We start from the raw sequence: 12,144 nt of genomic DNA, 5'->3' as shown, positions 1-12,144 counted from the left end.
TCAGAGAATATTGCCCTCGATGAAGATGAAGGCTCCCGCCAGGTACACCAGGGTGAGCCCCGTCAGGAGCCACGCCATGTACGGCCGGATGTAGAGGCGCCGCAGACGGTGCAATCGCAGGGAGGCTCGCAAGAACGCGCCTACGGAGCCGAGTAGCAGCATGAGGCTCGGGACGAAGACGGCCAGTCGGCGATCTTTCTGTGAGCACAGCAAGGTGTCGGTACCGAAGCATTCGCCCCGCCGGGAGCCCAACCAGACGATCGCGACAACCAGTGCCGCGGTAGCCAGAACGACGGACAGGCCGTACGTCAGGGTTCGCCTGTTGATCTTTCGCTCTCGACGCTGAATTACATCTGGTGTGTCAGAACTGTCGGTCATCACACCCCCTTTCGAACATCGCACCTTACTTCGTGGATCGACGGCGGGAGAGGGCGTACAGCACTACTCCGACCGCCAAGAGTAATGATGCGCGCAACCACGTTGCGGCGCTCTGCTGGGTGAGCAACGCAACGCACGTACCGAGGGCGAGGATCGGAAAGATGATCGGTGTCCGGAAATGACTGTGTTGCACTGCGTCACGACGCAGAACCAGGACCGCGATATTGGTGCTGATGAATACGAAAAGCAGCAGGAGTACCACCGTCTCTGCCAGGGCTGACAACGATCCGGTGACGCAGAGAGCCATGGCAACGGCTGTGGTTGCGATGATCGCCACCCAAGGGGTCCGGCGCCGCGGCAGCACGCGCGCGAATGCGCTGGGGAGCAACCCTTCCGACGCCATTCCGTACGTCAGCCTGCTTGCCATGATCATTGTCAGCAGTGCGCCGTTGGCGACGGCTACCAGAGCGATCAGGCTGAACAGGCGAGGCGGAACACCGACGTCGGCGGCTGACACCACTGCCAGTAAGGGGCCGGAGGACGCGGCGAGCTCGTCGGCGGGCAGCACCACCGAGACAGCCAGGCCGACAAGGACATAGGCGGCGCCCGCCGTCAACAGGGCTCCGAACAGTGCGCGTGGGTAGACCTTGCTCACGTTCTTCACTTCTTCGGCGACGTTCGCCGAGGTTTCGAAGCCGACGAACGAGTAGTACGCGAGGAGCGCCGCTGCCAACACGGCGAGTGCAGGCGATCGACTGTCGTCGAACTCCACGACACGGCTCAAGGTTCCGTCGCCGTGCCCGAGAACTACGCAGGCGAGGACGACAACCATGACGAGGCCGGTGACCTCCACGACTGTCATGACGACATTTGCGCGCATCGACTCCTTGATGCCTCTGGCATTGAGAAGCCCCACCAGGAGGAGGAAGACGAGCGCGGCTGGAACGGTCGGGACGTCAATGAAGGCTTTGAGATAGTCACCCGAGAATGCGAGGGCGAGTCCTGCTGCACTCGTGACACCGGCCGCCAGCATCGAGAAGCCGACGAGGAATGAGATCAGCGGTTTCCGATACGCCCGTTGGGCGAATACTGCTGCACCGCCCGCTCGCGGATATTTGGTGACCAGTTCGGCATACGACGTTGCTGTCAGCAATGCCATGACGAGCGCTACGAGCAGTGGTACCCAGACGGCTCCACCAACTTCACCGGCGATGACGCCCACCAATGCGTAGATACCGGCGCCCAGGACGTCTCCGAGGATGAACACGAAAAGGAGTGGGCCGGTTATAGCCCGAGTGAGAACATTCTTACTGCCGCCTTCATCTCCGCCTGCGGTTTCGTCCACGTTCTCGGCACCCGCGGCGCGTCGCATATGCAAGGTTCGTCCTGTCTTCATGGTGACGTGCCGCCACCTCAGGAGCAGACATGTACCCATTGGTCGAAGTTTCAAACGCGGGTCGGACGTGGATGCGTCGGCGCGTGCCGTCCCGTGCTTTCCTTGTAGGTGACTTGCATTGGGTGAATCGCAGAAGTAGTGACTGGAGGACGACGTGGCTGAATCGACGGTTGCCGAGGTGATGGACGAGTTGGCTGCGCTCGAGGATCCGAAGGTGCGCGCAGTGAACGAGAAGCACGGTGACGATCACGGTGTGAACCTGACAAAACTGCGGGCAGTCGCGAAGCGACTGAAGACTCAGCAAGAACTTGCACAACAACTTTGGGCGACGGGCGATACCGCAGCGAGGCTGCTTGCCCTCTTGATCTGTCGCCCGAAGGCGTTCGGGCGTGACGAGTTGGACGTCATGTTGCGTGAGGCTCGTACTCCCAAGGTGCATGACTGGCTCGTCAACTACGTGGTGAAGAAGAACCCGCACGCGGAGGATTTGCGGGTGGCCTGGACCGCCGACTCCGATCCCGTGGTTGCGAGCGCCGGTTGGGCCCTGACTACCGAGCGCGTAGCGAAGAAGCCCGAGGGCCTTGATCTTTCAGGATTGCTCGACGTCATCGAGGCGGAGATGAGGGATGCCCCTGATCGCCTGCAATGGGCGATGAACCACTGCCTGGCCCAGATCGGGATCGAACATGCCGAGTACCGGGCCCGCGCAATCGACATCGGTGAACGTCTGCGGGTGCTCGAGGACTACCCGACTCCCCCGAACTGCACCTCGCCGTTTGCGCCGATCTGGATCTCGGAGATGGTGCGTCGACAGAGCGAGAAGTAGGTCAGCTAGCGCGACGTTCGAAACTGCGTCCGGTATCGCTGTGGACTGGTGCCGACCAAGTCTCGGAAGCGTTCGCGGAACGTTGTGACGGCATTGAATCCGACTTGTCCCGCAACACGTTCGATGGAGTGGTCGGTGGTCTCGAGCAGAAATTGTGCTTGACGGAGCCGCGCATGATGGAGCCACTGCAACGGCGTCGTACCGATTTGTTCCTGGAAGCGGCGGTTGAGCGTGCGGGTGCTCATCGTTGCCTTGGCTGCGATTGTCGTGATGTCGAGTTGCTCCCCGAGGTTCTCTTCCATCCAGTTCAGTAGCGGCCGAAGAGTTGTCCCGCTGGGTACGGGAGGCTCGTGGACGATGAATTGTGCTTGCCCTCCGGCACGTTCGAGCGGCATCACACTCAGCCGTGCCGTGTCGGCGGCGACCGCGGACCCGTAGTCCTGACGGACCATGTACAGACACAGGTCGAGTGCGGCCGCGGCGCCGGCGGAAGTCAGGACGTGCCCGTTGTCTACGTAGAGAACGGCGGCATCGACGTCGATGGCCGGGTGCCGGCGGGCCAACTCCGACGCAGCCGCCCAGTGCGTCGTCGCGCGAAGTCCGTCGAGCAAGCCTGTGTCGGCGAGTGTGAATGCACCGACGCACAGTGAGGCGATGCGCGTGCCGCGATCCGCGGCAGTTCTCAGGGCGTCGATGATCTCGGGGTCGATCGGCACGTCGAGATCGGCGGTGCCCGGGATGATGATCGTGCTTGCCTGGGCGAGACGTGAGAGTCCGTGCGGTACTCGCATCGTGAACGTTCCGGTCTCCACCTCCTCGGTGAGCGCGCACACGGAGGTCCGGTAGGCCGGTGCACCCGAGGGGAGCCTGCATCGTCCGAAGACTTCGAGGGGTGCCGCCAGGTCCATCGGCACCACCCCGGGCAACGCGAGAACTGCAACGTCATGCATGTCTGAAACGTAGCGTATGTGGCGCGAGATTCGGTGATCTCGTGTCTTGAAATATCCTCTCAACTGGTATTTCACAGAATGTGTGAGGTTGGCTGAAAGCCGTCGAAGGTTGGCTTTCAGCCGTCGTCATAGAGGTCAACTTCCTCCTACTGTCGTGGGAACAGCGACGTGCACAGGAGCGCGTTGCACAAAATCGGAGGTTGCAGTGCACGCGCAGATCGTGTTGTTCGACGGATTCGATCCCATGGATGTCGTGGGTCCGTACGAGGTGCTTTACGCCGGGGGTCTCGCCAGCGGTGGGGCGTTGAGTGTCGAACTCGTCAGCGCGGAGGGGCCTCGGACCGTCGTGAGCGGAAGTGGTGAACTCGCGATGACCGCCACTGCAACCCTCGATGTCGAACACGCGGATCTGATCATCGTTCCCGGAGCATCGGGTCTCTTCGAACCCAATGCGGACCAGCCGGGTTCCAGCTTGCCGGAAAGGCTCGCGGCCACAACGGAAACCGAACTGCCTGTCATGATGCGCCGTGCACTCGACGATCCTGGTGTTCTCGTTGCGACCGTCTGTGGAGGATCATTGGCACTGGCGATGGCGGGGCTTCTCGAAGGGCGTCGCGCCGTGACGCACCATCTTGCCGTGGACGCATTGGCGGCCGGCGGTGTAATTCCGATCCAGGCGCGAATCGTCGACGACGGTGACCTGATCACCGCCGGTGGTGTGACATCCGGTCTCGACCTGGGCCTGTATCTGCTGGAACGATGCCTCGGGCCCCGGATAAGTCTCGAGGTCGAAGCGCTCTTCGACTACGAGCGTCGTGGAACGGTGTGGTCGGCCAAGGGTGCCGAGCCTGTAATCACCTTCGCCCCGGACGCCGCGTGAATACGCTTGTGCGTACCGAAACGCGAGAAATCCCATGACCGGAATCCTGCTGTCCCTCCATGTGATTGCGGCCATTCTTGCCATCGGCCCCGTCGCTGTGGCGGCGAGTATGTTCCCGGTTGCGAGCCGCGCCGCGCTCGCCGATCCGGACAGCGCCAGTGTTGCGACGACGGGCATGCTGCATCGCATCGTTCGGGTGTATGCCACGATCGGCATTGTCGTTCCGATGCTCGGTGTCGCCACCGCCGTCAATCTCGGAGTGCTCGGTGACCTGTGGATCCTCACCTCGATCGCACTCACCGTCGTTGCCGCCGTGATACTCACCGCGGTCGTGCTTCCCGCCCAACGGCTGACAATGGCGGCGATCGAAGGAACCGGGTCCGTTGTGGACGTCGCAACGCGGCTCACCCATCGACTGGGCACCGCGACGGGAGTCTTCAATCTGCTCTGGGTCGTTGTCGTCGTGCTGATGATCTTTCGGCCAGGATCGACAACCGGCGTGTGAATCGAGACGAATTTTCATGTGTCGGTGACAGTGGAGCTTGACCTTGACACAGTGACAAGGGTTCCACTGGTCGGTGAAGGAGGTGGTTGTCGTGAACACAACCAACCACGGTGGGCAGCATGCTCACCTCGTCGACGCCTTGGCCGCAGCAGATCCCTCGGTTCGACTGCGCGCCGCGCTTGCGGTCGGCACACGCCCGGATCCTCAGTTGACGGATGCCCTGATCGATCGGTGCGCCGTCGAGCCGGACTTCTTCGTCCGCGACATGCTGACCTGGGCGTTGTGCCGCTTGCCGGCCGAAATCACGGTGCCGAGGCTGATCCGTGAGCTCGGGTCCGATGGCTCGCAAGCCCGCAGTCAGGCGCTCCACACTTTGTCCAAGATCGGCGATCCGATCGCGTGGCCCGAGGTCTGTGCGCTGGTCCACGACCAGGACGACGAGGTTGCGCGCAGTGCGTGGCGCGCGGCTGTGGCTCTCGTGCCGGCGGGAGACGAGGGCGCACTCGCGGCCGATCTGGCCACAGAACTCGGTCGGGGTGAACTGCAGATGCAGCTCAGTCTGAGCCGCGCCCTGACCGGGCTCGGCGAGGCTGTGCTCCCGGTGCTCGACGCGGCCGGTACGAGCCCGAATCCGCGTGTCCGAGCGCATGCTGATGCTACAAAGCAACTCTGGCACGATCCCGACGGTGGATTCGCTCTCTCACACGAGTTGGCGAAGCGCGTCGCCGCAATCGGACCGGACGCGTAGGAAGGGGAGACGGATGTTGATCGGCGAGGTCTCGCGGCGTTGTGGTGTCAGCACACGGATGCTGCGTCACTACGACACTTTGGGGCTGGTGAAGCCGACGGGCCGCACGTCCGGTGGCTACCGCGAGTACTCCGCTGACGACATCCGTCGCCTCTTCCACGTCGAGAGCCTGAGGACATTGGGGCTCTCGTTGAACGAGGCCAAGCGTGCACTCGACGAACCAGACTTCGCACCGGCCGATTTGGTGGGTGAACTCATGCAACACACTCGGCAACGGATCGCGGCGGAGGAGGAATTGCTGACCAAACTCGAAAGGGTCGACGCCACCGCCCCTTCGGAGTGGGACGACGTCCTGCGCATGGTCTCACTGTTGCGTGCACTCGAATCCGAGTTCGCCGCCCACCGCCAGCAAGCGATTCTGTCGCAGGACGCGAATGCGGCATTGCCCGTCGACGCACTCGTCGAGGCCATCCTGTCGGAGAGGGATGCCAACGTGGCGGGAGCGTTGCAGTGGGCGTTGGCGAGGACCGAAGGTGCGGGCCTTGCAGGTCTGACGAAGGGGCTCGAATCGGAGGACGTCGAGGTTCGACGCCGCGCGATGTCGGCCATATCCGGGATCAACACCGAGGAAGCAACTCGGTCTCTGAAGCGAGCTCTCGATGATTCGGACGCGATAGTCCGCGCCGACGCCGCTCTCGCCCTCGGATCTCGCGGAGAGGCTGTCTCGATGCCCGCTCTCCTCGAAATGGTCGCCGACGGGCGCCGCGACGTCGAGGCAGGCGAGGTGCTCGGTCTTCTCGCGGAGCACTCACCTACAAGCGGTGAGGTCGTCGATGCCGTGCAGGCAAGACTGGACGGCACTGACGACGCCCCGACGAGGTTGCGAATTACGCAGGCACTCGCCGAGTTTCCCGGCGCTGCAGCACGCGAAGCGCTCGCCCGGATCACCCACGACGACGACAAGACGGTCGCGTCCACGGCAGCAGCGATTCTCGAGATGCGCGATCGAGGACCACGTCGGCGCGAACGACCGCGTATCGGGGACTGAAAGCCGAGATCCAAGGCGCGTCTGACAGCGGCGGGGTCAGGCGGTCAACGCTGCAACGACTTCGCCGCGGCGTTGCCCTTCACTCCTGCAAAGAGCAGGACAAGGAGCACCGCAAGAAACACGACTGTTGAGGTGACAGCCGACACCACAGATCCGAAACCTGTCACGACGCCGATGGCGACCTGCATGCACAGTCCCGCTACGGCAGTCCACATCGTCCGGCGCAGAAGCGGCTGCGCACTCTGATGTGCCAACTGCCACGCCTCTGGACTCGCGATCGTCGCCTTCGTCCGTATGCCGACAACGGGATTCGGTTCATCACCGACGAGTCGCGGCATGAGCCCAGCAACGAACGCGAGGATAAGCGTCGACGACGTCAGTGAGACCGTCAGACCCAGTAAGTCAGGCGATTCCATCCGTCCAGCCCCCAATCGGCAGATGTTGACGCAGCGGACATTCCAGTCTGGGGTGCCGCCGGGACACCCCGACTGTAAGCCAACGAATGCATGTGCAGCTATTCGGGTGACGCATTTTCACGCTTTGTCGGATGGACTGTGAGACTCGATCTCGGACTGACTTTCAGACCGGCCTAGTGCGGATCACCCACGCAGAAAAGGTTTCCCACCGGATCCGCGAGAACGTCCCAGGATGATCCACCTGCCTTATGGTGCTCGAGATCGAAGTCGAGATGAAGTGTATTCCTCACTCGCGCTGCAGAATCGGCCCGACCACCACGTGGCAAGCTATGGTGATCAACGGATAGGGTTCTTACGTGGTGGATCAACGGCGACAGAGTTTGAGACGCAGGTACCTGAGCCTCGGCCTCGGCGAACTGGCGGCAGCGGCCGTATTTGCCGCTGTGGCGGTCGGTGTCGTGATGCCCCGGCTCGAAGGTTCGCAAGACTCCGCGGCGTTGTGGGCGGCGCTGGCCCCACTGCTTGTGATCCTCGTGCAAGCAGGTGTCTATTGGCTGCTTGCGCGGGGCCGGGTCGAGTTGGAGTCGATGCCGGCCCGCCTCGCAGCGCTTTACCGCGTGTTTCGGGTTCTCGATGTTCTCTTGTTGGCGATAGCTCTTCTCGGCGTTGTCATCTGGTTACCAGATCACTCCGGCGTGGCGGTGGGCGTCGTGGCGGTGTGGGTTTTCGGCGTCGTCGAGTACGTCAACTACTTCGTGGCCCGTCTCGCTTATCCACTTCGGCGTTGGCCGTTCGAGGTCGGCAAGTGGCGGAGACCCCAACTTGTGCGCGACCTGAACTCGGCACGCTGACACCGGCAACCAAGTTGTCTTTGCTGTAACGGCAAAATTTGATGCGGGATCGGAGTGAGTTCGGAAGGATCGGTTCTGCCCATCCAGGAATGAAGCCTCTTCATCGTTCTTCGCCGAGGAAGGAGAATGACCATGGCAACGTCGCGTCGCAGCCGCCGAGATGCCCCACCACCCCGGACAGGGAATAGCGAGGCAGCCACACTACGAGCGTTTCTCGACTACCTCCGTGATTCGATTGCCGCCAAGGTCGAAGGTGCTCCGGAACCTCAGGTGCGCAACACAATTGTTCCGTCGGGAACAACCTTGCTCGGGCTGGCCAATCATCTGACCTTTGTCGAACGATCGATGTTCCTTGCAGAAAACGTGACGGATTGGAAAGCGACGTTTCAACCGTCATCGGAAGACAGCGTGGACGGTGTCGTCAGTCGCTATCGCGAGACGGTCGAGCGCGCCAACGCAGTTCTCGACGGATGCACAGATCTTGCCGCGCCCATCCCGCGACCGGGGGCGAAACGACCCGCTCCCAGTGTCCGCTGGGCGCTCGTGCACATGATCGAAGAGACCGGACGCCATGCCGGGCACGCTGACATCCTCCGCGAATTGATCGACGGTTCGACCGGACGCTGACGCTGCAACGTGTTCGCCGATGCTTCCGCGCTTTCACCGAGGCGAATGTCCACGGCTGATCTCTGGGCCCACGAGTACAGCGTCGACAGTTCCGTCGGGAGTCGTTACTTCCCAGGGTAGTTCGGTGGCGGTCGAGGGAATGAGCCCGTCGATCCATTTGACCACGACACCGACGACCACTTTCTCGAGTTCCACACGTGACCACTTTCGCGGTCGATGCGGAACCGGCGGTTCCCAGCCCTCCTCGCCCCAGATCGCGCCGAATAGCTCTCTCTCGTCACCGATCTGCTGATTCAGACTGAATGCGTCGGGACCCTCGTATCGTGCCCAGACGCCGAATGTTCCCTCGCCGTCTTGGTCGAGCGAGACGTCGATGACGATCCCTTCGGTGCGCGGGGTTGCCGCGTTGTGGATCGCAGCCAGTCGATCGCTCACTACCCCCGACGCGGTATCGAGGACAGATCTCAATTCGTCACGGTATTCGGTAGGTTCCACGAGCTCAGCCTATCGAAGGTATCACCCTGCAGGTCTTGCATCGATGAAGCTGGTTTCCTGAATTCGTCTGTAGCGGAGAAGTTTCTACTCTGAGCGTCAGAGATGTCGTGCGACGAACTTTGCCAGCTTTTCGAGTGCCGTGTCGGTGGGCTCTCTCGGCCGAAATGGCAAGTCCCGCCCCCGTCCGGAGACGGGAGCGGGACTCGGGTATCAGCGAACTCGGCAGCGCGTCAGACAGCTTCTTTTGTCGCCTGCGCTGCGAGGGTGAGCGCGATGTCGACGATCATGTCCTCTTGACCACCCACCAGACGGCGGCGGCCGGCTTCGAGAAGCAGTGTGCGAACGTCGATTCCGTAGCGCTCCGAAGCGGCCTCGGCGTGGCGCAGGAAGCTCGAGTACACGCCTGCATAGCCGAGCGTGAGGGTCTCGCGATCGACGCGAACTGGCCGATCCTGCAGCGGACGGACGATGTCGTCGGCGGCATCCTGCAAGGCGAACAGGTCGCAGCCGTGCTCCCACTCCTCGATGTTCGCGACGGCGATGAAGGCTTCGAGGGGGCAGTTACCGGCGCCGGCACCGTGACCGGCAAGCGAAGCATCGACGCGGGTGACGCCGTTCTGCACTGCGACAACGGAATTGGCAACCGAGAGCGACAGGTTCTCATGCGCGTGGATACCGATTTCGGTGCCGTCGTCGAGGATGTCGCGGTATGCGCGAACACGATCCGCGACGTCGTTCATCACCAGACGTCCACCCGAGTCGGTGACGTAGACGCAGTGCGCGCCGTACGACTCCATCAGCTTGGCCTGCTTCGCCAGTTCTTCGGCCGGCGCCATGTGGCTCATCATCAGGAAGCCCGAGACGTCCATGCCGATCTCGCGGGCGGTTTCGATGTGCTGCGCGGAGACGTCGGCCTCGGTGCAGTGCGTGGCAACGCGAACCGAGCGAACACCGAGGTCGTAAGCATGCTTGAGTTCACTGATCGTGCCGACACCCGGAAGCAGCAGCGTGGTGAGACGAGCGTGCTCGAGTACCTCGGCCGCTGCTTCGATCCATTCCCAGTCGGTGTTCGAGCCGGGGCCGTAGTTGAGCGAGCCGCCGGCGAGGCCGTCACCGTGTGCAACTTCGATCGCGTCGACGCCGGCAGCATCGAGAGCTGTGACGATCCGCTTGACGTCGGTGGGTGAAATGCGGTGGCGGACAGCGTGCATGCCGTCGCGAAGGGTGACGTCCTGGACGAAGATCTTGCGGTTGCTCACTTGGTTGCTTCCTTCTGCTGGGCGATGCGCTCCGCGATCTGCATTCCGGCGGACGTCATGATGTCGAGATTGCCGGCGTACGCGGGCAGGTAGTGTGCAGCACCCTCGACCTCGAGGAACACCGACACCTGATGGGTGGGGCGATTGCCGTCGACGAGCAACGTCTCGACGGGCTGGTCGGCCGGGATCTCGGTGATCTGGACTTCCTGCTTGAGGCGGTAGCCCGGAACATAGGCGGAGACGTCGCCGACCATCTTCTCGATGGACTGACGGATCTCCTCGTGAACAGCCGGGTCCGGGGCGTCGACGAGGCAGAACACCGTGTCGCGCATGATGAGCGGCGGCTCGGCGGGGTTGAGGATGATGATGGCCTTGCCGCGGCGGGCGCCGCCGACTGCCACGATCGCCTCGGATGTGGTCTCGGTGAACTCGTCGATGTTGGCGCGCGTTCCGGGACCGGCGGACTTGGAGGCGATGGACGCGACGATCTCCGCATACGCCACCGGGACGACCCGAGAAACAGCCGCAACCATCGGGATCGTGGCCTGGCCACCACACGTCACCATGTTGACGTTGGGTGCGTCCAGGTGCTCGTCGGCGTTGACGGCCGGCACGACGTACGGGCCGATGGCGGCAGGCGTCAGGTCGATCATGCGCTTGCCGAGGGGAGCCAGCCGCGCGTTGTTGGCGACGTGAGCCTTTGCCGAGGTGGCGTCGAAGACGATCTCGATCTCGTCGAAGTTCGGCAGACCGATCAAACCCTCGACACCTTCAGCCGTGATCGGCACGTTCAGACGCGCTGCGCGGGCGAGGCCGTCCGACGCCGGGTCGATGCCGACCATCGCGCCCATCTCCAGGTAGTCGGAGTTGCGCAGCACCTTGATCATCAGATCCGTGCCGATGTTGCCCGATCCGATGATCGCGACCTTGACCTTGCTCATGCGTTGTCCTCTTCGCTGGAAAAACTGGTGGTGACGGAACCGAACCCGGAGACGGTCACGGTGACTTCGTTGCCTGCGGTGACCGGTGCCATGGGGCCGAGTGCGCCGGACAGGATCACCTGGCCTGCCGTCAGCGGCTGCCCCAACTCGCGTGCCGTGCGGGCGAGCCAGACGACTGCTTCGATCGGATCGCCCAGGCAAGCGGTTCCGACGCCGGTGGACACCTCGGTGCCGTCGACGGACATCGACATGACGACGCCGGCGGGTTCCACCTCGTCGAGGGTGCGGCGTTCGGTTCCCAGGACGTACACGCCCGAGGACGCATTGTCGGCGACGGTGTCACCGAATTTGATGTCCCACGACGCGATGCGGCTGTCACAGATCTCGATCGCTGCGACGGAGTAGTCGATCGCTTCGCGCACCTGCGCACTGTCCAGCGGTCCGTCCACGAGGTCGGCACCGAGCACGAAGGCAACTTCCGCTTCGACCTTGGGCTGGATCAAACGACTCATGGGGATGGTGCCGCCGGCGGGGAACTCCATGTCGGCGTACAGAACGCCGAGGTCGGGTTGGTCGACGCCCAGCTGTTGCTGGACTGCCACCGAGGTCAGGCCGATCTTGCGGCCTACGACGACGGCACCCGCCTGCCGACGGATTTCATCGACGCGGCGCTGGACAGCGTAGGCAGCGACGAGGTCGTCGGCGCCGATCAGATCGCGCACCGGTGCGCAGGGAGTACCGCTCGCGATGGCGGCTGCGAGGCGGTCAGCAGCAGCTGAGATGTCCGTCTCGCTCGCTGTACTGGTATTCGTGGGCTGGCTCAT

At 63.0% G+C, this 12,144-nt stretch carries 15 protein-coding genes; 7 read left to right on the top strand and 8 right to left on the bottom strand.

Annotation, left to right across the window (positions count from 1 at the left end):
• Both ACKAMS_RS10560 and ACKAMS_RS10555 read right to left on the bottom strand, forming a co-directional pair.
• Nucleotides 1-378: a hypothetical protein gene (locus ACKAMS_RS10560; protein ID WP_020971303.1), complete on the bottom strand. Its 378-nt coding sequence runs from the start codon at nt 376-378 to the stop codon at nt 1-3.
• A gap of 25 nt (nt 379-403) precedes the next feature.
• The gene (locus tag ACKAMS_RS10555; RefSeq protein WP_371326911.1) at nt 404-1,774 is read right to left on the bottom strand and encodes an APC family permease; all 1,371 of its coding nucleotides are present in this window, start codon (nt 1,772-1,774) and stop codon (nt 404-406) included.
• A gap of 154 nt (nt 1,775-1,928) precedes the next feature.
• Here ACKAMS_RS10555 and ACKAMS_RS10550 point away from each other — a divergent pair, with 154 nt between their 5' ends.
• Nucleotides 1,929-2,600: a DNA alkylation repair protein gene (locus tag ACKAMS_RS10550; protein ID WP_408988995.1), complete on the top strand. Its 672-nt coding sequence runs from the start codon at nt 1,929-1,931 to the stop codon at nt 2,598-2,600.
• A gap of 5 nt (nt 2,601-2,605) precedes the next feature.
• Here the strand turns inward: ACKAMS_RS10550 and ACKAMS_RS10545 are convergent, their stop codons facing one another.
• Nucleotides 2,606-3,550 (bottom strand): GlxA family transcriptional regulator, encoded by a 945-nt coding sequence (locus tag ACKAMS_RS10545; RefSeq protein ID WP_019745972.1) that lies wholly within the window; start codon nt 3,548-3,550, stop codon nt 2,606-2,608.
• 205 nt (nt 3,551-3,755) lie between these two features.
• On the opposite strand from ACKAMS_RS10545, the gene ACKAMS_RS10540 reads away from it, so the two are divergent.
• The 4 genes from ACKAMS_RS10540 (at nt 3,756) to ACKAMS_RS10525 (ending at nt 6,731) form a co-directional block, all read left to right on the top strand.
• Nucleotides 3,756-4,430, top strand: a complete 675-nt coding sequence (locus ACKAMS_RS10540) for a DJ-1/PfpI family protein (protein ID WP_021346037.1) — start codon at nt 3,756-3,758, stop codon at nt 4,428-4,430.
• 34 nt (nt 4,431-4,464) lie between these two features.
• The gene (locus ACKAMS_RS10535; protein ID WP_134999361.1) at nt 4,465-4,935 is read left to right on the top strand and encodes a DUF2269 family protein; all 471 of its coding nucleotides are present in this window, start codon (nt 4,465-4,467) and stop codon (nt 4,933-4,935) included.
• A gap of 82 nt (nt 4,936-5,017) precedes the next feature.
• A complete protein-coding gene (locus ACKAMS_RS10530; RefSeq protein WP_176450556.1) occupies nt 5,018-5,683 on the top strand; it encodes a HEAT repeat domain-containing protein in 666 nt (221 codons plus the stop codon).
• Between the two features lie 13 nt (nt 5,684-5,696).
• Entirely contained in the window at nt 5,697-6,731 is a 1,035-nt protein-coding gene (locus tag ACKAMS_RS10525; RefSeq protein ID WP_408988994.1) for a MerR family transcriptional regulator, read from the top strand.
• 44 nt (nt 6,732-6,775) lie between these two features.
• Here the strand turns inward: ACKAMS_RS10525 and ACKAMS_RS10520 are convergent, their stop codons facing one another.
• Nucleotides 6,776-7,147 carry an SdpI family protein gene (locus ACKAMS_RS10520; protein WP_084324725.1) on the bottom strand — a complete coding sequence of 124 codons (372 nt, stop codon included), beginning with the start codon at nt 7,145-7,147 and terminating at the stop codon, nt 6,776-6,778.
• 356 nt (nt 7,148-7,503) lie between these two features.
• Here ACKAMS_RS10520 and ACKAMS_RS10515 point away from each other — a divergent pair, with 356 nt between their 5' ends.
• Together ACKAMS_RS10515 and ACKAMS_RS10510 are read left to right on the top strand one after the other, a co-directional pair.
• Nucleotides 7,504-7,998: a hypothetical protein gene (locus ACKAMS_RS10515; protein WP_408988993.1), complete on the top strand. Its 495-nt coding sequence runs from the start codon at nt 7,504-7,506 to the stop codon at nt 7,996-7,998.
• 132 nt (nt 7,999-8,130) lie between these two features.
• Complete coding sequence (locus ACKAMS_RS10510; RefSeq protein WP_047889414.1) at nt 8,131-8,625, top strand: DinB family protein; 495 nt, start codon at nt 8,131-8,133, stop codon at nt 8,623-8,625.
• 33 nt (nt 8,626-8,658) lie between these two features.
• Here the strand turns inward: ACKAMS_RS10510 and ACKAMS_RS10505 are convergent, their stop codons facing one another.
• The 4 genes from ACKAMS_RS10505 to ACKAMS_RS10490 form a co-directional block, all read right to left on the bottom strand.
• The gene (locus ACKAMS_RS10505) at nt 8,659-9,120 is read right to left on the bottom strand and encodes a DUF6389 family protein (protein ID WP_408988992.1); all 462 of its coding nucleotides are present in this window, start codon (nt 9,118-9,120) and stop codon (nt 8,659-8,661) included.
• Nucleotides 9,121-9,350: 230 nt separating this feature from the next.
• Nucleotides 9,351-10,379, bottom strand: a complete 1,029-nt coding sequence (dmpG, locus tag ACKAMS_RS10500) for a 4-hydroxy-2-oxovalerate aldolase (protein WP_020971280.1) — start codon at nt 10,377-10,379, stop codon at nt 9,351-9,353.
• Nucleotides 10,376-11,320, bottom strand: coding sequence for an acetaldehyde dehydrogenase (acetylating) (locus ACKAMS_RS10495; protein ID WP_020909649.1), 945 nt, complete (start codon nt 11,318-11,320; stop codon nt 10,376-10,378). The genes dmpG and ACKAMS_RS10495 overlap by 4 nt, the downstream gene beginning before the upstream one ends.
• Nucleotides 11,317-12,144, bottom strand: a complete 828-nt coding sequence (locus ACKAMS_RS10490; protein ID WP_029256641.1) for a 2-keto-4-pentenoate hydratase — start codon at nt 12,142-12,144, stop codon at nt 11,317-11,319. The genes ACKAMS_RS10495 and ACKAMS_RS10490 overlap by 4 nt, the downstream gene beginning before the upstream one ends.

Source organism: Rhodococcus sp. 5A-K4 (assembly GCF_046097995.1).
In the GTDB taxonomy this organism is placed as follows: Bacteria; Actinomycetota; Actinomycetes; order Mycobacteriales; family Mycobacteriaceae; genus Rhodococcus_F; species Rhodococcus_F erythropolis.
Note: the sequence above shows the minus strand (reverse complement) of the source record. Positions and strands in the feature narration are given on the sequence as shown.